The sequence below is a fragment of the Longispora albida DSM 44784 genome (assembly GCF_000379825.1).
GTDB classification, from domain to species: domain Bacteria; phylum Actinomycetota; class Actinomycetes; order Mycobacteriales; family Micromonosporaceae; genus Longispora; species Longispora albida.
The window spans coordinates 315,822-335,247 of record NZ_KB903814.1 but is presented as its reverse complement, the minus strand read 5'-3'; the positions used below and the strand labels follow the sequence as shown (position 1 = coordinate 335,247).

20 protein-coding genes are annotated in these 19,426 nt (G+C 71.5%); 13 read left to right on the top strand and 7 right to left on the bottom strand.

Annotation, left to right across the window (positions count from 1 at the left end; all coding sequences use genetic code 11):
• Window positions 1-27: 27 nt before the first annotated feature.
• Window positions 28-1,353: a hypothetical protein gene (locus tag A3G1_RS38185; protein ID WP_157640932.1), complete on the bottom strand. Its 1,326-nt coding sequence runs from the start codon at window positions 1,351-1,353 to the stop codon at window positions 28-30.
• A gap of 8 nt (window positions 1,354-1,361) precedes the next feature.
• Window positions 1,362-2,702: a hypothetical protein gene (locus tag A3G1_RS38180; protein ID WP_018348519.1), complete on the bottom strand. Its 1,341-nt coding sequence runs from the start codon at window positions 2,700-2,702 to the stop codon at window positions 1,362-1,364.
• 125 nt (window positions 2,703-2,827) lie between these two features.
• On the opposite strand from A3G1_RS38180, the gene A3G1_RS0105755 reads away from it, so the two are divergent.
• The gene (locus A3G1_RS0105755) at window positions 2,828-5,632 is read left to right on the top strand and encodes a LuxR family transcriptional regulator (RefSeq protein WP_018348518.1); all 2,805 of its coding nucleotides are present in this window, start codon (window positions 2,828-2,830) and stop codon (window positions 5,630-5,632) included.
• 7 nt (window positions 5,633-5,639) lie between these two features.
• On the opposite strand, the gene A3G1_RS0105750 is transcribed toward A3G1_RS0105755, so the two are convergent.
• Window positions 5,640-6,137 (bottom strand): cupin domain-containing protein, encoded by a 498-nt coding sequence (locus A3G1_RS0105750; protein WP_018348517.1) that lies wholly within the window; start codon window positions 6,135-6,137, stop codon window positions 5,640-5,642.
• Between the two features lie 40 nt (window positions 6,138-6,177).
• On the opposite strand from A3G1_RS0105750, the gene A3G1_RS0105745 reads away from it, so the two are divergent.
• Window positions 6,178-6,570 (top strand): VOC family protein, encoded by a 393-nt coding sequence (locus tag A3G1_RS0105745; protein ID WP_018348516.1) that lies wholly within the window; start codon window positions 6,178-6,180, stop codon window positions 6,568-6,570.
• Window positions 6,571-6,579: 9 nt separating this feature from the next.
• Here the strand turns inward: A3G1_RS0105745 and A3G1_RS0105740 are convergent, their stop codons facing one another.
• Window positions 6,580-7,479: a LysR family transcriptional regulator gene (locus A3G1_RS0105740; protein WP_026211843.1), complete on the bottom strand. Its 900-nt coding sequence runs from the start codon at window positions 7,477-7,479 to the stop codon at window positions 6,580-6,582.
• A gap of 82 nt (window positions 7,480-7,561) precedes the next feature.
• On the opposite strand from A3G1_RS0105740, the gene A3G1_RS0105735 reads away from it, so the two are divergent.
• Window positions 7,562-8,791, top strand: coding sequence for a pyridoxal phosphate-dependent aminotransferase (locus A3G1_RS0105735; RefSeq protein WP_018348514.1), 1,230 nt, complete (start codon window positions 7,562-7,564; stop codon window positions 8,789-8,791).
• A gap of 33 nt (window positions 8,792-8,824) precedes the next feature.
• Window positions 8,825-9,703 carry an alpha/beta fold hydrolase gene (locus tag A3G1_RS38175; protein WP_018348513.1) on the top strand — a complete coding sequence of 293 codons (879 nt, stop codon included), beginning with the start codon at window positions 8,825-8,827 and terminating at the stop codon, window positions 9,701-9,703.
• A gap of 10 nt (window positions 9,704-9,713) precedes the next feature.
• On the opposite strand, the gene A3G1_RS0105725 is transcribed toward A3G1_RS38175, so the two are convergent.
• Window positions 9,714-10,277 (bottom strand): GNAT family N-acetyltransferase, encoded by a 564-nt coding sequence (locus tag A3G1_RS0105725; RefSeq protein WP_018348512.1) that lies wholly within the window; start codon window positions 10,275-10,277, stop codon window positions 9,714-9,716.
• Window positions 10,278-10,331: 54 nt separating this feature from the next.
• The gene (locus tag A3G1_RS0105720) at window positions 10,332-11,174 is read right to left on the bottom strand and encodes an alpha/beta fold hydrolase (protein ID WP_018348511.1); all 843 of its coding nucleotides are present in this window, start codon (window positions 11,172-11,174) and stop codon (window positions 10,332-10,334) included.
• A gap of 89 nt (window positions 11,175-11,263) precedes the next feature.
• Between A3G1_RS0105720 and A3G1_RS0105715 the strand changes: the two genes are divergently transcribed.
• From A3G1_RS0105715 to A3G1_RS0105690, 5 genes are all read left to right on the top strand, one after another.
• The gene (locus tag A3G1_RS0105715) at window positions 11,264-11,722 is read left to right on the top strand and encodes a MarR family winged helix-turn-helix transcriptional regulator (protein WP_018348510.1); all 459 of its coding nucleotides are present in this window, start codon (window positions 11,264-11,266) and stop codon (window positions 11,720-11,722) included.
• A 15-nt stretch (window positions 11,723-11,737) separates the two neighbouring features.
• The gene (locus A3G1_RS0105710; protein WP_018348509.1) at window positions 11,738-12,994 is read left to right on the top strand and encodes an MFS transporter; all 1,257 of its coding nucleotides are present in this window, start codon (window positions 11,738-11,740) and stop codon (window positions 12,992-12,994) included.
• Window positions 12,995-13,139: 145 nt separating this feature from the next.
• On the top strand, window positions 13,140-13,346 hold the full coding sequence (locus tag A3G1_RS0105700) for a hypothetical protein (protein WP_018348507.1): 207 nt from the start codon (window positions 13,140-13,142) through the stop codon (window positions 13,344-13,346).
• Between the two features lie 60 nt (window positions 13,347-13,406).
• Window positions 13,407-16,574: a S41 family peptidase gene (locus tag A3G1_RS0105695; protein WP_018348506.1), complete on the top strand. Its 3,168-nt coding sequence runs from the start codon at window positions 13,407-13,409 to the stop codon at window positions 16,572-16,574.
• Between the two features lie 95 nt (window positions 16,575-16,669).
• The gene (locus A3G1_RS0105690; RefSeq protein WP_018348505.1) at window positions 16,670-17,200 is read left to right on the top strand and encodes a hypothetical protein; all 531 of its coding nucleotides are present in this window, start codon (window positions 16,670-16,672) and stop codon (window positions 17,198-17,200) included.
• A gap of 78 nt (window positions 17,201-17,278) precedes the next feature.
• Here A3G1_RS0105690 and A3G1_RS0105685 read toward each other — a convergent pair whose 3' ends face one another.
• Complete coding sequence (locus A3G1_RS0105685) at window positions 17,279-17,467, bottom strand: hypothetical protein (protein WP_018348504.1); 189 nt, start codon at window positions 17,465-17,467, stop codon at window positions 17,279-17,281.
• Between the two features lie 215 nt (window positions 17,468-17,682).
• Here A3G1_RS0105685 and A3G1_RS0105680 point away from each other — a divergent pair, with 215 nt between their 5' ends.
• The 4 genes from A3G1_RS0105680 to A3G1_RS0105665 all read left to right on the top strand — a co-directional run bounded on the left by A3G1_RS0105680 (window position 17,683) and on the right by A3G1_RS0105665 (window position 19,411).
• Complete coding sequence (locus A3G1_RS0105680; RefSeq protein ID WP_018348503.1) at window positions 17,683-18,159, top strand: hemerythrin domain-containing protein; 477 nt, start codon at window positions 17,683-17,685, stop codon at window positions 18,157-18,159.
• A 76-nt stretch (window positions 18,160-18,235) separates the two neighbouring features.
• The gene (locus A3G1_RS39445; RefSeq protein ID WP_018348502.1) at window positions 18,236-18,412 is read left to right on the top strand and encodes a CsbD family protein; all 177 of its coding nucleotides are present in this window, start codon (window positions 18,236-18,238) and stop codon (window positions 18,410-18,412) included.
• Between the two features lie 106 nt (window positions 18,413-18,518).
• The gene (locus tag A3G1_RS0105670; protein ID WP_018348501.1) at window positions 18,519-19,160 is read left to right on the top strand and encodes a DUF6766 family protein; all 642 of its coding nucleotides are present in this window, start codon (window positions 18,519-18,521) and stop codon (window positions 19,158-19,160) included.
• 47 nt (window positions 19,161-19,207) lie between these two features.
• Complete coding sequence (locus tag A3G1_RS0105665; RefSeq protein ID WP_157640930.1) at window positions 19,208-19,411, top strand: hypothetical protein; 204 nt, start codon at window positions 19,208-19,210, stop codon at window positions 19,409-19,411.
• The last annotated feature ends 15 nt before the right edge of the window (window positions 19,412-19,426 follow it).

Below are 19,426 nucleotides of genomic sequence, written 5' to 3'. Positions count from 1 at the left end.
GAAGCGGTGTGGCCAGCGGGCTGGGGGTTAGCTCTGTTCGACCTTGTTCGCTCGGAACAGGTTCTCGCCGTAGACCTGGCTGACCGACGTGCGGGGTACGCAGACCACGTCGCCGTAGTAGGCCTCGCGCCAGAAGTAGCCCTCGGTGCAGTACCTGCTGCCGGGGAGCCAGCGGCTGGCCGCTGTCGCGTTCTGCTGGCTGACCTCGGCGCGGCGGCCGGGTGTGACGCACACGTAGTCGGTGAGGCTGGCCTCGCGCCACACGTAACCACTCTTGCAGGTGTTCGGCCCGTACAGCGTCACGGCCTGGGACTTCGTCGTGATGGACACCCTCGCCGACGGCCCGTCGATCCCGTCCACGTTGATCCGGACGTACGTGTTGTCGACCAGGGTGGCCGGCGGGCGTCCCGAAACACCGTTCTGCCGGATGAGCGTGGACGTGTTGTTCTGGATCTCGTGGATGAGCACGACGTCGTTCGGGATACCCGAGTCGTAGTAGTTCCGTGCTTTGCTCCGGAATTCCACTGTGTAGTAGTGTGCCGGGTCCGAGGCGCTGATCGGGACGCGGACCAGGACGGGCGGGTTGCCTGCGGGGCTGCCCAGCCAGCTGAGCGTCACGGTGCCCGTCGCCGGGCCGCCCGCGCCGAAGCTGAGGATCCGGTCACGCGCGATCCAGCCGAACTTGTCGCGGTGGAAGGCGTTCAGCCCCGCCGGTGCCGGGCTGAGGTAGTGGCCGCCCACCAGGTAAGGGCTGGTGCCCAGGGTGTCCCAGGGGTTGTCGCCCTCGCCCCAGTTGTTCCACCAGGTCGAGTGGTTGGACCACGCGCTGTCGAGGCCCAGGGCCCTCAGCGATTCCCTGGCGAGGAATCCCAGGTTCAGGACGCTGGGGGTGACCAGCACACCGCGCAGGTAGGGGTCGTTGTCGGTGCCGTAGTCGCCGACCTCGACGTTGTAGACCGACATCACGTGATGGGCACCGGTCCGGTAGAAGCCCGCGGCCTCCGCCGCGTCCCGGCAGGCATTGATTTTCGCGGTACGGGTGGGCAGCGCCGTGATCTCCGCCCGGGTCATGGGCACCGTGTACCAGCCGCCCAGGACCGAAGCGGCCCCGTAGCCGTACGCCCCGCCGGACATCGTCCCGAGGTACTCGCCGAGGCCGTAGCCGCTGTTCCCCAGCAGCGCCGACAGGTACTCCTTCGCCCGTGGCTCGGACGCGTCGTCGGATGCCTTGCACAGGGCCACGGAGAAGGGCTGGTCCATGAAGGACGCGGTCTGGAACGGAACGGCCCCGGCGGGGGTACCGGAAAAGACTGCCAGGACCACCACGGCCGCTGTGAGCAAGCGTCTGAACATGCGGGGTCTCACGCGACACGCTCGGCGCGGCGCAGGTTGTCGTCCCATGCCTGGCTGCGGACGGCAGGCGCGACGCAGACGTTGTCGCCGGCGAAGGCCTCACGCCACACATAGCCGGGCTCACACCACGCCGAGCCCGGCACGTGCCGGCTGGGAGCCGCCCGGTTGTCGGCCGCGGTCTGGTCGCGGGTGGCCCACGTGACGCAGACGTAGTCGTACGAGTCGGCCTCACGCCACACGTATCCGGCCTGGCAGCCGTTCGGCCCGGAGACGCTCACGGCCGCCGAGGTGGTCGTGATGGACACCGAGGCCGTGTCACCGGACGTGCCGAGCACCCGGATCCTGACCTGCGCGTTGTTCACCTCGTTGACCGGCGGCTTGCCGGGCACGCCGATCCATTTCAGCAGGTACGGCGAAGTGCCCTTGATCTCGTGGATCAGCACCTGGTCGGCGGGGATGCCCTGATCCCAGCCGGTCTTCTTCCGGTACTCGATCGTGTAGTAGTGCCCGGGGTCGGCGGCGCTGATCGGCACCCTGACCATGACCGGGTTCGTGCCCCACTGGTTGGGGTCGCCGAGGCGGCTGAGCGTGACGGTGCCGGAGGCCGGGCCGTTCGCGCCGAAGGTGTGCACCCGGTGACGGGGCAGCCAGCCGAGCTTGTCGCGGTGGAAGGCGCTCATGCCGACCGGAGCCGGCAGCCAGCGCACGTCCCGGCGGCCGTACTTGTTGTCGCCCATCGGGTCCCACGCGTTGTCGTACTCGCCCCAGCCGGCCCAGTCGGCCACCCGGACACTCGTGTCGTTCGACCACGCGTGGTCGAGCCCGAGCGAGTGCAGCATCTCGTGCGCGGCGAAGGCCTGGTTGTAGTACCCCGGGCCCATCAGCACGCCGTTGTGCCAGCCCACGTCGCCGACGTCCACGTTGTACACCGCGACGACCTTGTGGTGCCCGGGAATGGCGTATCCGCCGAGCCTGGCGGTCTCCATGCAGTGCATGATCTTCTGCCACCGGTCGGGGATCGCCGCCAGCTGGGCCTTCGTCTTCGTGGACTGGAACCAGCCCCGCACCGCGGAGCCGGAACTCGCCGAGATGTCGAGCCTGCCACCGGACTGGTCGTAGAGGTAGTCGGCCACTCCGCTGGTACCCCGGTTGATCAGCATGTCCGCCATCGCGGCCTGGCTGCGCGGCTCGTAGCGCGGGCTGTCGGCGGCCTTGCACATCACCACCGAGAACGGCGCTCCGGTGTGCATCCCGCTCCGGAACTCCAGTGCCTGGGCCGGCCCGCCCGGCAGCGCGGCCAGCGGGGCGGCCAGCAGGGCGGCGGCAGCCAGAATCAGACGTCTTCGCACAGGTTCTCCTCAGGACGTGTCGTCAAGCAGAAGAGGTGAGAATGCCCCGCGACCCCGGTGTCCCAACATCAGGGAAACCCCGCTACTTTGGTGCGTCCACAGCCAGCGCCGGCCCGGAGGTACCCATGCGTGAGCCAGCTCAGCTAGCTGGGAGGGAACGCGAGACCACCGCGCTCCGGGCCGCGATCGCCCGCCTCGCGACGGGCCAGCCCGGGCTGGTCACCGTCACCGGCGACCCGGGGATCGGCAAGACCCGGCTGCTGGGCGTGCTCCGCGCCGAGGCCGCAGCCGCTGGCGTCACCGTCCTCAGCGGACGCGCATCGGAACTCGGCCGTGACCTGGCGTTCGGCCCGGTCGTGATGGCGCTCGGTGACCTGGCCGAAGCCTGCGCGGGGCGCTTCGGCGAGGCGACCGCCGGACTGCTGGCTGGCGTCTTCCCCGGGCTGGCCGCAGCGCCGGCCGGAGTCGGGGCGCTCGACCGGTACCGGATCTACCGGGCCGTGCGGGGGCTGCTGGCCGAGGTGACCCCGGCCGGCGGGGCGGTGCTGGTGCTCGACGACGTGCACTGGGCGGACGAGGGCACCGTCGAGCTGGTCGCGTACCTGCTGAGCCATCCGCTCCCGGCACCGCTGCTGATCGCACTCGCGTACCGGCCCCGGCAGGCCCCGGCCCGGCTCCTCGCCGCGCTGGCCCGCGTGACCACGGACCTGGGTACCGAGCACATCGAACTCGCCCCGCTCTCACCGTTGGAGGCCGGAGCGCTGGTCCCCGGCCAGCTGACCCGCCTCCGCCGCGACGCCCTGTACGAAGCCAGCGGCGGCAACCCGTTCTACCTGACGACCCTGGCGGCGATGGCGCGGTACGAACCGGCGCCGGGTGCCGGTGACATGCCGGCCGCCGTACGTGGCGCGCTGCTGGCCGAAGCTCAGCTGCTGTCGCCGCAGGCCCTCGGCATGGCCCGGTGCGCGGCCGTGATCGGTGACCAGATCCGCCCGGCACTGCTGACCACGCTGACCGGGCTCCCAGCTGCCGGAGCGGCCTCCGCCCTCCAGGAACTCCTCGACGCCGACCTGCTCCGCACCGAGGGCCCGGCCCTCGTGTTCCGCCATCCGCTCGTCCGCCAGGTCATCTACGACACCGCCCCCGCCACGTCCACTATGGAGCAGCACGCCGCACTGGCCCGCCTTCTCGCCGAGCAGGGCGCACCGGCCGCGTTGCGTGCGCCGCACGTGACCCGTTCCGCCGTGCCCGGCGATACCGGAGCGGCGGACGTGCTGCTCCAGGCCGCACTGGCCATTATGGACACTGTTCCGGCCACGGCTGCACACTGGCTGGACGCCGCCCTCGGCCTGCTCCCCGCCGGTGACCCGTCCGCTGCCCGCCTGATCCTTCTCCGCGCCCGGGCCCTGGCTTTCAGCGGCCAGCTCCACCAGGCACACGACCTCGTCCTCCGCCTGCTCGGCGGCGGCGACGTCCCCGGTGCCGTGCGGCTCGAAGCCGCGACGCTGTACTCGCTCGTCCAGCGCCTCCTCGGCCGGCACGAAGCGGCCCACGCCGTCCTCGCCGCCGAAGCCCAGCGCCACGATGCCGAGGCCGGCCCGAGCCCGGCCGGGCTGTGGCTGGAACTCGCCCGGTGCTGCTTCCAGCTGGCCGACATCCCCGGCGTGTACCACTGGTCGGGCCTGGTCCGCGCGACCGCCCAGTCCACGGGTGACGTCGCGCTCGGCCTGGCCACCGACGCGCTCATGGTGATCGGAGCCTCGTACGCTGGCGACCTGCCCACCGCGCGCGCCGTCCTGGACCGGGCCGCAGCAGCTCTCGACCAGCTCACCGACCAGCAGGTCAGCGACCGGCTGGAGGGCCTGGTCTGGCTGGCGTGGGCCGAGCAGGTCCTCGAACGACCGCACGACGCCCAGCGGCACCTCGGCCGGGGGCTGCGGCTGTCCAGGTCCAGCGGCCAGATCCACTACCTGGCCGACCTGCTGACCTTCCAGGCCAGCGTCTCGTACTGGCGCGGCCAGCTCGGTGAGGCCGGCGCGCACGCTGACGACGCCGCCGAGCTGGCAGAACTTCTCGACAGCGACGAACTGCGGCTGCACGCGCTCGTCGTGCTGTGCGAGGTGGCCTTCGCCCGGGGCGAGCCGGCCCCGCTCCGGGACCTGGCCGCGCGGATCGAGGCGCTCACCTCCGGCGGCCGCAGCGTCGACCGGCTCGCCCGTGGGGTCGCCGCCTCCGCCCGCGTCTTCGCCGGCGAACCCGCGACCGGCCTGGCCATGCTCGTCGACGCCGGCGGCCCGGACCTGGCCGGCCTGCCCGGTGGAGCGGGCCCGGCCTGGTTGTGGATCGCCGTCGAGGCCTCCCTGGCCCTGGGCCGCCCAGCCGAGGCCACATACTTCGCCGAGCACGCCGCCAAGCGGGCAGCGGCCATCGGCCTGCCAGGGCAGCAGGGGTTCGCGCTGCTCAGCCAGGGCCGGGTCCACCAGGTGGCCGGCGAGCACGCCGAAGCACTGTCCACTCTGGAGGAAGCAGCGGCCAGCTTCACCACGGCCGGGATGGCCCACTTCGCCGCCCGGGCCCAGCTCGAAGCCGCCCGGGTCCTCACCGCGCTCGGCCGCCACGAGGCGGCGCTCACCGCACTGGCCTCCGCCAGCGCCCTCGCCGCACCCTCCGGCCCGACGGCACTGCTGCGGTCGATCCGGCAGGAACAACGGCGGACCGGTCCCAGGGGCCGCCGGAGCACCACGGCACTGTCGGAACGCGAGCAGCGCATCGCTGAGCTCGTCGCCGCAGGGCACAGCAACCGGGCGATCGCCGAGGCGCTGTTCCTCAGCCCGAAGACCGTCGAAACCCACCTGACCCGGGTCTTCGCGAAGCTGAGCATCACGTCCCGCGCCGCTGTCGGCAGCGCCCTTTCCGGGTGTACCGGCTGAGGCAGCCTCAGCTCACATCAGCGGGCATGTCATGCGGTGTACCGGGCCGGGTGAGCGCCCGGATCAGCTCGGCGTGATCCGGGTAGGCGGCCGTCAGCAGTTCCCGGCTGCCGCCCTCGAAGTCCGCGGGTACGAAACCGGGTGCCATCGTCGTCCCGCACAGCGCCCACCGGCTGCCCGGCGTCACCCGCGCGCCCATCCACGTACCGGCAGGCACGACCACCTGCACTGTCCGCCCGCCGAGGACGACGACGCGGCCGCCGTCCGGCCCGAGCAGGAGCAGCTGTACCGGGTCGCCACGATAGAAGTGCCACACCTCGTCGATGGGCAGCCGGTGCAGCGCGGAGAAGTCGCCGGCCGCGAGCAGCAGCAGGATCGCTGACCCGGCCGGGCGGCCGTCCTCGCCGGGCGGGCCGGCCCAGGTGCGGCGGTACAGGCCGCCCTCGACGGGCAGCGGGGACAGATCCAGTTCGGCGGCGAGCCGGGCGACCTCGGGATCGATCACCCGTGCAGCATAGAGGGCCGTGCCGTTTAGGCTGCGCATCATGCACATGCAGCTGATCAGCCTCCTGGTAGCGGAGTACGACCCGGCGATCGAGTTCTTCGTCGGGACGCTCGGGTTCGAGCTTGCCGAGGACTCCCCGTCGACGACCACCGAAGGCGGCAGGCCGAAGCGCTGGGTCGTCGTCCGCCCGCCCGGTGCCGAGACCGGCATCCTGCTCGCCCAGGCCGACGGTGAGCGACAGGCCGCAGCCGTCGGTGACCAGCACGGCGGCCGGGTCGGGTTCTTCCTCCGGGTCGACGACTTCGACGCGCACTACAGCCGGATGACCGAGGCCGGGGTGGAGTTCCTGGGGGAGCCGCGCAGCGAGCCCTACGGCCGCGTCGTGGTCTTCAGGGACATCGCGGGCAACAAGTGGGACCTGCTCGGTACGTGAGGCCGGTGGTCACGCCTGCTTGGCCGCGCTGACCAGGGCGTCGATCGTGGCCCGGATCGCCGGGACCCGGATCATGTCCGGCCAGGTGAACAGGGCCACGTGCCGCTGCGGGGCCGAGTCGACGGACACGGACACGACCGCCGGGTGCAGCAGGAACGAGAAGGCCAGCCGGGGGACCAGCGCCACGCCCAGCCCTGCGGCGACCAGGCTCTGGATCGCCATGTTGTCGTCCGTCGCGCAGGCGATGTCGGGGGTGAATCCGGCCTCGGTACAGGCGTGGACGACGGTGACGCTGCACTTCGGGCAGCCGGTGATCCAGCGCTCGGCTGCCAGCTCGGCGAGGCGGACGGACCCGCGGCCGGCCAGCGCGTGCGTGGCGGGCAGGAGCAGCGCGAGCGGTTCGTCGAGCAGGTGCACGCGGAGCATGTCGCCGATCGATGCGTCCTCGGCCTCCCCGTCGTACGTGAACCCGATCGCGAGGTCACAGTCGGCCCGGCGGAGGACGTCGAAGGAGTCCGGCGGCTCCATCTCGATGAGTTCGAGGCGGATCCGGGGCCGCCTGGCGGCCAGGGCCGCTGCGGCCGCCGGTACGAGAGAGGCATTGGCGCTGGGGAACGCGCAGACCCGCACCGTGCTGAAGTCGAGAGCGGCGACGGCTTGGACGCGCTGGCGGGTCTGGGCCAGCTCGTCGAGGATCGCCATGCCGCGCTCGGCCAGGATCCGGCCGGCCTCGGTGAGCTTGAGCCCGCGCCCGGCCCGGAGGAACAGCGGCCCGCCGATGCTGCGTTCGAGCGCCCGCATCTGCTGGCTGATCGCCGGCTGGCTGAGATGCAGCTCACGGGCTGCCGCCGAGAACGACCCGGCCCGCACGACCGTGGCGAACATGGCGAGCTGGCGGGTATCAAGCATGCCCCGAACGATAATCAGAACTTTGAGATAGGCAAGGGAGGGTGCCCTTCCGGCTTCCGGCGGCACCCGTCACCATGAGTTCGTGGCTGCTGACTATCTGCGTGAGGTTCCGTTCATGGGCCTGGCCCTCGTGCTGGCCGAGGCGAAGAAGCTCGGGTTCGGACCCGGCGATCCCTCGTGGATCAACCTGGGCAACGGGCAGCCGGAGAGCGGCGCGCTGCCCGGCAGCCCCGAGCGGATCTCCGCCGTCAGCCTGGAAGCCGCCGACCACGCCTACGGGCCGATGAGCGGCACGCCCGAGCTGCGCGAAGCCGTCGCAGCCCACTACCGGCGGCTGTACGGCACGCCGTACCAGGCCGAGAACGTCGCCATCGTGCAGGGCGGCCGGCTCGCGCTGAGCAGGGTTTTCGCCGCGCTCGGCACCATCAACACCGGGTACCTGCTGCCCGACTACTCCGCCTACGAGGACCTCTTCGGCGGGCAGCTCAGCCGGGTCACCCCGATCCCGATCCGCACCAACCCCAAGGACGGATTCCGGCCAGACCCGGCCGAGCTGGGCCGCGTGATGACCGACGCCGGCCTCGGTGCCCTGCTGATGTCGAACCCGCAGAACCCGACCGGTGCCGTCCTGACCGGACCGGCGATGGCCGAGCTGGTCGCCCGCGCCCGCGAGGCCGGCTGCGCGCTCCTCCTCGACGAGTTCTACAGCCACTTCGTCTACCCGCCGCTGTCCGGCCCGGTCAGCGCCGCCCAGCACGTGACGGACGTCAACGCCGACCAGGTCCTGATCTTCGACGGCCTCACCAAGAACTTCCGGTACCCGGGCTGGCGCGTCGCCTGGGTCCTCGGCCCAGCCGTTGCCATCGCGACCCTCGACCGGGTCGGGGCCTTCCTCGACGGCGGGCCGTCGCTGCTCGCCCAGCGGGCGGCGCTCCGCGCACTCGAACCCGGCTACGCCGACCAGGAGACCGCCGCCACCCGGGCGGAGTTCGCCCGCAAGCGCGACCTGACGATCAGTGCCCTCCGCCGGATGGGCGTCCGGATCGACACCGAACCCCAGGGCACCTTCTACGTCTGGGGCAGCCTGGCCGACCTGCCGGCCCCGCTCGACACCGGCGAAGGGTTCTTCCGGGCCGCCCTCCAGCACAAGGTCATCACGGTCCCCGGCGAACTGTTCGACATCGACCCGGGACGCCGCCGCCAGGGCCCCAGGTGGTATGGGCAGTGGATGCGCTTCTCCTACGGCCCTTCTCACGAGACGGTCACGGAAGGCCTGGACCGCCTCGCCGCGATGGTCGCCGAGGCGTCCTGACGGCGAGCCGCGTACCTCAGGCATGATGGCCGGATGGCAGCAGCCGATTCCACTGTGGAAGTCCGCCGGGTAGTCGTGGATGGCGCGAGCCTCCATGTCACGGTGAGCCGTGGCCGTCATCGAACGCCCGGGCCGGCCCTGGTCGCCCTGCACGGTGGCCCGGGCATCGACGGCTCCGGCCTGCGCCTGACACTGGCCCCGCTGGCGGATGCCGCGGATGTCGTGGTGCCCGACCAGCGCGGCCACGGTGCCAGCGACCTGAGCACACCGGACCGGTGGAATCTCGACGACTGGGCCGACGACCTCGCCGCCGTCATCGACGACCTGGGGCTGCGCCGGCCGGTCGTGCTGGGCGTGTCGTTCGGCGGCTGGGTGGCCATCCGGCACGCTGCCCGCCACCCCGGTCAGCCGGCGGGCCTGATCGTCGCCGCGATGACGGCCCGGCTGCCCACAGTGGAGCAGGTAGCCGCCCGGATGGGCAGCCTGGCCGGCCCCGCTGCCCGTGAAGCCTGGCTTCGTGACCACAGCCAGCCCGATGCGGAGTCGGCTGCCGCTGTACGCGAGCACTGCCTGCCGTTGATGGCGCGGCGTGCGCCCAGCGCGGCTCTTGCCGCTGTCCGGGCCGCCCAGAGCTACAACCCGGCGGTCAACGAGCACTTCACCCCGAAGTTCCAGGAACTCGACCTCACGCCCGACCTGGGTACGGTCGCCTGCCCGGCCCTGGTCGTCACCGGGGCTCTCGACCCGCTGCTCACCCCGGAACTCGCCGCGGCGACCGCCAGCGCGTGCCCAGCCGGTACCGGACGGCTGGTCACCATCCCCGGCGCCGCGCACGACCTGTTCGCCGACGCGCCGGATCTCGTACTCGACGAGGTCCGGCGCTTCGTGCTGGAGGTCGCCGCCGGCACCTGACCGGGCGGGGTCAGGCCGGGGAGGCGGCCGCGTGCCAGTCCGTGGCGAGGATCGCCATCACGATCTCGTCGGCGTACTCGCCCTCCCAGCACAGCGCGTCACGCAGCACGCCCTCGCGGACGAAGCCGGCCTTCTCGTAGGCCCGCTGGGCGCGGGGGTTGAACGAGTACACCCCGAGGGAGACGCGGTGCAGGCCGAGTACCTCGAAGGCGTAGCCGACGATCAGCCGGGTGGCCTCGGTGCCCAGGCCCCGGTTCTGGCCAGCTGGCAGCATGCCGATCCGGAAGCTGACCGAGTTGTTCTCCGGTGAGTACTCGTTGAGCACCACCTCACCCACGAAGGCGCCGGTAGCGGCCTCCACGATGGCCAGGTCGAGCCGGTCGGCGGTTCCGGCCCGGGAGCCGTACCACTTCTCAGCGAGTTCCAGGCTGGAGTCGGTGATCCGGCTGGCGGTGAGCCGGGCGCCTTCCTTGTCGTTCAGCATCTCGACGAGCGCTGGCGCGTCGGCGGCCGTGACCGGGCGGAGGATGACCCGGTCGCCGGTCAGGGTCGGCTTGGTGCGGAAGTCCGTCATCGGGTGAGGGTGCCATCCGGGCCGGCGCCGGAGAAAGTTGTTTACCGCATGCTCTCAGGCGGGCGGCCCGCAGAGGAACGAGCCGAGAGCCGCATGGAACCCGGCTGGCCCGTCCTGCGGGAGCGTGTGGTGGGTTGCGTCCGGCAGGGTCTCGATGCTGGCCTGGGGGAGGGCCCGGCGTGCTGCCGCCGCGAGCTTGGTGATGTCGTGCGAGCGGGTCTGCCCGGCCAGGAAGATCAGCACGGGCATGGTCACAGCCGCCAGATCCGCCGGCTTCGGCTGCTTGGGCATCACGATCTTCTGATCCGGTACCTGGTGGCCGAGCGCGTACACCTCGGCCCACGCCGCCCCCAGCTCCCGCCCGCCCGTCTCCCACGTCAGGAAACCGCGCACGCGTTCCGGGGACGGCCGGAGCATCATCGGCAGGGCGTGCAGCAGGTACCCGGGCCGGAAGCCGGTGAAGCACGTGCTCGGGTCGATCAGGGCGAGGCGGCTGACCCTGGCCGGGGCGTGCTGCGCGTAGCTGAGGGCGACCCACCCGCCGTACGAGTGCCCGGCCAGGCCGGCCGCCGGCACGCCGAGCGCGTCGAGCAGCTCGTCCAGCCAGGCCATCAGGTCTGCCCGGGTCCTGAGCGGCTGGCCGGACAGTGTGCTGCGGCCCGAGCCGATGATGTCGGGCGCGTACACCCGGCAGCCGCCGAGGCTGGCCACTGTGGAGTACCAGACGGTGGCTGTCGAGCCCCCGCCGTGCAGCAGCACCACGGGCGGCCCGCCGGCCGGGCCGGTGGCGAGCACGCGGGTGCTCCCGTACCGGGTGGGCACGTCCAGCTCCTCCGGTGCGGCCGGCCACTGGCGGAGCACGGCGTCGTAGGCGGTCGTGAAAGCGGTCGTCGTCATGGCCGGACCTCGCAGGGGTACGCGGATGGATGGGCGCTTGTCTCGATGATAAAGTATCTCGACAATCGAGATAATAACCAGGAGGGCCCGTGGAGAACCAAGACCCGGCCGGGATGCGCCTCGTCCACCTGCTCCGTGGCGTGTCCGTCGAGCTGACCCAGCGCGCCGCGGAGTTCGCCGCAGCCAACGGCCTGCACGCCACCGACGTCCGGGCGCTGATCTGCCTGCTCGACGCCGACCGGGCCGGGATCACCGCCACGCCCGGCTGGCTGGGCGAGCAGCTCGGCCTCAACTCGGCGTCGGTGACGGCCCTCGCCGACCGCCTGGAGAGGCTCGGCCACATCCGCCGCGAGCGCGACCCCGCTGACCGGCGCCGGGTCCTGCTCGGCGTCGAGCCGGCGGCCGTCGAGCTGGGCTGGTCGTTCTTCGGCCCGCTGATCGGCAGCCTGACCGGGGCGATGGCCGGTTTCTCCCCGGCGGAGCTGGACACGGCCGCCCGGTTCCTGACCGCGATGCGGGAGGCTGTCCAGCGGCGGGAAGGATCATGACGTAGCCTGCCGGGCATGGCACCCCTCTTCGCCAACTCCGGTTATGCCCGGTTCTGGACCGCCGAGACGATCTCCATGTTCGGCTCGTACATCACGACGGTCGCGCTGCCGTCGCTGGCGATCCTGACCCTGCACGCGACCGACGCGCAGGCCGGGCTGCTCAACGGGGCCCGCTGGGTGCCGTACCTGCTGTTCGGGCTGCTGGCCGGTGTGTTCGCCGACCGCTACCGCCGGCGGCCCATCCTGATCGGCAGCAACCTCGCCTCTTTCGTCCTGTGGGGCGCGGTGGCAGGCCTCGCGCTCGCCGGGCTGCTGAACATGTACGTGCTGATGGGGTTCATCGTGGTGATCGGGATGGCCGCGCTGCTCAACGACGCCGCGCACCAGGCATTCCTGCCGCGCCTCGTCCCGGCTGCCCAGCTCACCCCGGCCAACGCCCGGCTCCAGCTCAGCGGGTCGCTCGCCCAGACGACCGGCCCGTTCCTCGGCGGCTCGCTCGTGGCGGCGATCGGCGCGCCCTTCGCGATCCTGGCCGACGCGGTCAGCTACCTCGGCGCGGCCCTGCTGCTGATGACCGTCAAGGCCGAGGAGCCTGCCCCGCGGCGGGAGAACCGCAACCTGCGGGCCGAACTGGCCCAGGGACTGTCCTTTGTGTACCGCCACCCGCTGCTCGCACCCGTCGCGCTGACCCTGCACGCGCGTTTCCTCTTCGTGAGCGTGACGAGCACCGTGTTCACGCTGTTCGTGATGCGCGGCCTCAACCCGGGCATGTCCGAGGACGCGGCGGCGCTGGGGCTCGGCCTCGTCCTCGCGCTCGGCGGTGTGGGTGCCGTGGCCGGCAACGCGGTCTCCGCCCGGGTCACCCGGCTGGGCGCGGGCCGCGCGATGGTCCTGCAGCGCGTGGGTGAGGCCTGCTCCTGGGTCGTCATCCCGTTCGCCGTCGCCGGTACGGCCGGCTGGGTCGTGGCCGGGGCCGGCCAGTTCCTGGTGTGGTTCTTCCTGGGCGCGTCCGGCCCGGTGGAGATGGGCTGGCGGCAGGCCATCACCCCCGACCACCTCCAGGGCCGGGTGAACGCCACGATCCGGTCCCTCAACTGGGGCATGATCACGATCGGGGCGCCGATCGGCGGGCTGCTCGCCGAGCGGCTCGGGTACCGCCCGGCCCTCTGGGCCGGCATCGCCGGTGTCGTACTCGCCGCCATCGTGGCCGCCCTGTCGCCCATCCGCCGCGCCACCCTCCCCGAGCCGGCCGAGGCCACGACCGCCGCGTAGCCCGCACGGCCGGCCAGCCAGAGGTTTGACACGACCCGGCTGGTGGGTACGGCACTCACGTGCCCGCTGAGGGCTGGCCGGGCCGTACGGGCGAGGGGGCCGTACGGGCCGGTGACGTCACGAAGCTGGCCGAGGAGGCGATGGCGTGAAGCACACGACCGGCGACGAGCGCGGCCGGGACCACCAGGAGCAGCGCGCCGAGCGGATCGTGCAGGACCAGCCCGGCTCAGGGGCTCCGCACGGTGACAGCTCTGCCGGGTACGCCCACCGGCAGGGCGCCGATCGCAGGACAGCCGGCGACCCTTCTCCCGGCCAGCCGGACAGCCAGGATCCAGAAGCCACGGAAGCCTGAGCCGCGCGCGAGCTCGCCCGAATGCCGGACGGCGTCGTGAGGCATCACTAGATTCAAGGTATGGCGGGGTACTTCCGTTTTCCGACCGTGCACGGGGACACCGTCGTGTTCGCGTGTGAGGACGACCTGTGGACGGTCCCGGCGGACGGCGGCCGGGCGTGGCGGCTCACCGTCGGCGTCTCGGAAGCGAACTATCCCCGGTTGTCCGCCGACGGCTCGCTGATCGCGTTCACCGGCAGCGACGAGGGCCCGGCCGAGGTGTACGTGATGCCGGCCGCTGGCGGTGAGGCCCGCCGCCTGACCTTCCAGGGCGCGCGCTGCGCCGTGAACGGCTGGATGCCCGACGGCCGGATCGTCTACAGCTCCACGGCCGGGCACCCGCACCGCAGGCAGCGGCTGTTCGGCGTGCCGGCCGGCGGCGGCCTGCCAGCGCTCCTGCCGCACGGGCTGGCCAGCACCATCGCCTACGGCCCCGGCGGAGCCGTCGTCCTCGGCCGCAACACGGCTGACCCGGCCCGGTGGAAGCGGTACCGGGGCGGGACGGTCGGTGACCTGTGGATCGACCCGGACGGCGGGGGACAGTTCCGCAGGCTGGTGCAGATCGCCGGCAACCTGGCCGGCCCGTGCTGGATCGGGGACCGGATCTACTTCCTGTCCGACCACCAGGGCGTCGGCAACGTGTACTCGTGCCTGCCCGACGGCGGCGGCCTGCGCCGGCACACCGACCACGAGGACTTCTACGCCCGCAACCTCGACGGCGACGGGCAGCGGCTCGTGTACCACTGCGGCGCCGACCTCTATCTCCTGGAACCAGGCGAGCCCGCGCGGCGGCTGGACGTCGTCACGGGCAGCTCGCGTGCGCAGCGGGCCCGCCGGTTCAGCGACGCGGCGAGTCACCTGCACAGCGCGCGGCTCGACGCGGACGGCTCCCAGCTGGTGATCACCACGCGGGGCAAGGCCTACTCGTTCGGCGCGTGGGAAGGGCCGGTCCGGCAGCACGGCGAGCCGGACGGCGTCCGGTACAGGATGATGACCTGGCTGCCCGGCAACCGTTACCTGGCCGGTGCTGCCAGCGACACCGGGGAACACGAGCGGCTGGTCGTCGTCGACACGACGGGCGAGGGCGAGATCCGGGAGCTGGCCGGTCACCTCGGCCGCATCATCGAGCTGTCGCCCGCGCCGCAGGGCACGACGCTCGCCGTCACCAACCACCGCAACGAACTGTGGCTCGCGGACACCGCTCCCGATGCCGGGAAGCCGCGCCGGATCGGGCACAGCCGCTACGGCCGGATCCGTGACCTCGCCTGGTCGAGGTGCGGGACATGGCTGGCCTGCACGTTCCCGCACACCCGGCAGGGCGCGCTGATCAGGCTGTACCGCGCGGAGACCGGTGAGGCCACCGACGTGACCCGGCCGGTGCTGCGCGACTTCGCCCCAGCCTTCGACCCGGCGGGCAGATACCTGTACTTCGCCGGGGAACGCGACTTCGACCCCGTCTACGACAAGCTCCAGTTCGACCTGAGCTTCCCGCAGGCCGGCAAGGTCTACGCCGTCCCGCTGCGCGCGGATGTGCCCTCTCCGCTGGCGTCCCGGCCCCGGCCGCTGGGCGCGCAACCGGACGAGGACACAGTGGACGATCCGGTGGAGATCGACGTCGACGGGCTCGCCGACCGGCTCGTGTGCCTGCCGTTCCCTGCCGCCCGGTACACCGGGATCTGGGCGGTGCGGGGCAAGGTGCTGGCGCTGTCGTTCCCGGTGCGGGGCGCGCTGCGGCGCCGGTACCAGCCGCCTGACGGGCTCCTGGAGTACTACGACCTCGACACCGGCAAGGTCGAGCAGGTCACGGCCGACGTGAGCGAGCTGCGGATGGCCCCGGACGCCAAGGCTCTCGTGTACCGGTCGGGCAGCCGCCTCCGCGTCGTGAAGGCGGGGGAGAAGGCACCCGACGCGCAGACCGCCGACCGGGAGGGCGGGTGGATCGACCTCGACCGGGTGAAGGTCTCCGTCCGCCCGGGAGCCGAGTGGTGCCAGATGTTCCGGGAGGCGTGGCGGCTGCAGCGCGAGCACTTCTGGGCCGAGGACATGGCCGGCATCGACTGGCCGGGCATCTACGACAGGTACCAGCCGCTGGTGGAGCGGGTCACCACCCGGTCGGAGCTGTCGGACCTGCTGTGGGAGATGCAGGGCGAGCTGGGCACGTCCCACGCGTACGAGCTGGGCGGCGAGTACCGCTACCGCCCCCACTACACGCAGGGCTTCCTGGGTGCCGACTGGGCCGAGCGCGACGGCGAGTACGTGTTCGGCCGGATCCTGGCCGGCGACCCCGGCGATCCGCAGGCCACCTCCCCGCTCCTCGAACCGGGCCTCGGCATCGCGGAGGGCGACACGCTGCTCGCGGTGAACGGCCAGCCGGCCGGCGGGACGGTGACCCCGGCCGAGCTGCTGGTCAACCACGCCGACGGCGAGGTCCAGCTGACGATCCGCTCGGGCGGGGAGCCGCGCGAGGTCACCGTCCGGGTGCTCAGCGACGAGCAGCCGGTCCGGTACCGCGACTGGGTGGAGGCCAACCGGGCCCTCGTGCACGAGCGCTCGGGCGGGCGGCTCGGGTACCTGCACATCCCCGACATGGGGCCGGCCGGGTACGCGGAGTTCCACCGGGGTTTCCTCGCGGAGTACGACCGGGAGGGGCTGGTCGTCGACGTGCGGTTCAACGGCGGCGGGCACGTGTCGGCGCTGCTGGCCGAGAAGCTGACCCGGCGGCGGATCGGCTACGACTTCCCGCGCTGGGGCGCTCCGGAGCCCTACCCGCCCGAGTCACCCCGTGGCCCGATGGTCGCGATCACGAACGAGCACGCCGGCTCGGACGGCGACATCTTCAGCCACGCCTTCAAGGCGTACAGGCTCGGCCCGCTGGTCGGGAAACGGACCTGGGGCGGCGTGATCGGCATCGCGCCCTCGCACGAGCTGGCGGACGGCACGATCACCACGCAGCCGGAGTTCTCCTTCGCCTTCGACGACGTCGGCTGGCGGGTGGAGAACTATGGCACGGACCCGGACGTCGATGTCGACATCACCCCGCAGGACTACGCCAGCGGCATCGACACGCAGCTCGACCGGGCCGTCGAGCTGGCACTGGGCCTGCTCGCCACCACGCCGCCCCACACACCCAACCCCGCCGACCGGCCGCGGCTGGCCCAGCCGGCGCTGCCGCCCCGCGACCAGGCCTGAACCACACCACCGCCGTCCACTGTGGACGGCTTCCATTGATCTCCCCGTATCCCTATCGTCGGCACTCCACAGACCCCAGACGATGGGAGTACCTGATGACCCGACTGCGCACGCTGGCCGGCCTGGCACTGCTCGGCGCCGCCGTCCTGACCGCCACGCCAGCCCACGCCGCGACGAACGAGGTCACCTGCGGCGGTACCAGCAGTGGCAACACGATCAGCTACTCGCCGAGCCTCACGGCGGCCTCGCAGCAGACCGGCATCACGTACCGGACGATGTACCGGGGCTGCTCATCCTCCGACCCGGGCGCCCGCTCGGGTATCGCGGTCCACACGCGCGACCGGCAGTACTCGTGCCCGGCCCTGCTCAGCACCGAATCGCTCGCCTACGACATCGACTGGATGTACGCGGGTACGAGCAGCGTGCAGGTCACCCGGACAGCGTCCATCTCCGGCGGCGTCCTGACCGTCCAGCACTACGGCTACGTGGCCAGCGGTACCTTCGCCGGCAGCACGGTCTACGAGCGGCACACCATGCCAGCGGGCGAGATCCAGAAGTGCATCGCTGGCAGTACGAACATCCCCAGCACCTTCATGACCGTGACACTCACGATCTCCGCCATCTGAGCGGTCTCCGCCCTCTGGCAATGCCAGGGCCGCCGCTGGTAGGCGGCGGCCCTGCGTGTTCCTGAGGTCTGCTGACGATCACATCTTGTCGTGGCCGGTCGCGCCGGGCTTGCCGGACTTGCCGGGTTCCTGCTTCGACGGCTGGCCGGATTCCTTACGGCCGGGCTGCTGCATCGGGTCTTCCCGGCGGGCCGGGTCCTCCTGGCGGCCGGGCTGGGCCGGCTGCTGGCCGGGCTGGTCGCGCTGCGGATCCGTCTGGCGTGCCATCACGGTTCTCCTTTGTTCTGGTCCCCCGTGTGAGGCCGTCCCGGTGCGGCACTACGCCGCGCCATCCTGACGGCTCTCCCGGCATATGCCTACCCTCCTGGCATCCCGGTCAAACAGTACCGGGGAAGGTTTTGGCTTCCTGGCCTGCGGGTACTCCCGAATGGGACAGAACCGGCCGCCATGCGCACATTCAGCGATACGCCAGGAGGAACGACATGGACGGGATCGTGCTGCTCAAGGACGACCACAAGCTGGTCGAGCGGCTGTTCAAGGAGTTCGAGAAGACCAAGGACACCGCGACACCCGCGGCGAAGAAGAAGCTGGTCGACTCCATCTGCACCGAGCTGGTGACCCACGCGTACATCGAGGAGACCATCTTCTACCCGGCGGCGCGCGAACAGGTCCCAGAGACCGAGGAGCACGTGCTGGAGTCCGTCGAGGAACACCACGTCGTGGCCTGGCTGCTGTCGGAGGTGCGCAACCTCGACCCCAGCGACGAGACCTTCGACGCCAAGACGACGGTGCTGATCGAGAACGTCCGGCACCACGTCGAGGAGGAGGAGAAGGAGTGGTTCCCGAAGGTCCGCAAGGCCCTCGGCCGCAACCGGCTCGTCGAGCTCGGCGAGGAGATGACCGCGGCCAAGCCGAAGGCGCCGTCGGACCCGCTCGCCCTCCAGTCGGCGAAGTCCTGAGGCGCGCACGCCGTTTGACCATTCCGCGTACCGGGTAAACCGGGAGCAGGACAACGATCGCGAGGGGGTTGGCATCATGGGTGCCGAGGACAAGATCCGCAATGCCAAGGACAAGCTGGCCGGCGCGGCGAAGGAAAAGATCGGCGAAGCGACCGACAACCGCAGCCTGCAGGCCAAGGGCATGGCTCAGAAGGCCAAGGGCCACGCTGGTGAGGCCGTCGAGAAGGTGAAGGACGCCGTCAAGCCTGAGTAGCCCGGTCTGAACGCCAGACTCCGCTCGTCCCGCCGCCGGTTCCCCGGTGGCGGGACGAGCGATTTTTGTACGCTTCGCGGAGAGCCCAGCTGGGTATTCGCAGGTCATGGGCAGGTTTCTCCGCCGCAACGCCCTCTCGCTCGTGATGTTCGGGGCGTTCGCGGTGTTCCTGGTGCTCCAGGCTCTGACGGGATGGCGGGCGGGAAACGCCGAACTGCTGGCGCACGGGCAGGAGCCACGCTCGCTGGCCGGATATCTCACCAGCGGAGGGTTCACCGAGGCGACCTTCGAGAACTGGGAGTCCGAGTTCCTCCAGATGGGCTCGTACGTGCTCCTGACCGCCTACCTCGTCCAGCGTGGCTCGGCGGAGTCCAAGCCACCCGGCGTGCGCGACGAGGGCGAGGTCCGGCCGGAATCGCCGTGGCCGGTCCGGCGGGGCGGCTGGTGGCGCACGCTCTACGAGCACAGCCTCGCACTGTGCCTGCTCGGCCTGTTCGCCATCTCCTTCGTCCTGCACCTGGTCGGCGGGACAGCCGAGTACAACGAGGAACAGGCCCTGCTCGGCCAGCCGCCCGTGACAGTGCTGGGCTTCCTGGCCGGGCCGGAGTTCTGGTTCCAGTCCATGCAGAACTGGCAGAGCGAGTTCCTCGCTGTCGGCGTGCTGGTCGTGGCCAGCGTCTACCTCCGCCAGCGGGGCTCACCCCAGTCGAAGAAGGTGACAGCCCCGCACGGCGAGACCGGAGACTAGTGACGGGGGTGAGCACGACGGGCTGCCCGGCGGATACCATGCTGATCATGGATGAGGTGGCGCCGCGTAAGGCCCGTTCGTATCGCGGCCTGATGGGCTTCGGTTTCGCGTTTCTGGTGCTCCTGCTGCTGATTCCGAAGTTCGGGTGGATGGACGCGGGACTGCGGCCGGTCGCGGGCGGGGTCATCGTGGCCGCGATGGCAGTGATCCTGCTGGTCAGTTTCGTCCGGGGGTACCAGGGCAAGTCCTGACCCTGGCACCCCGTC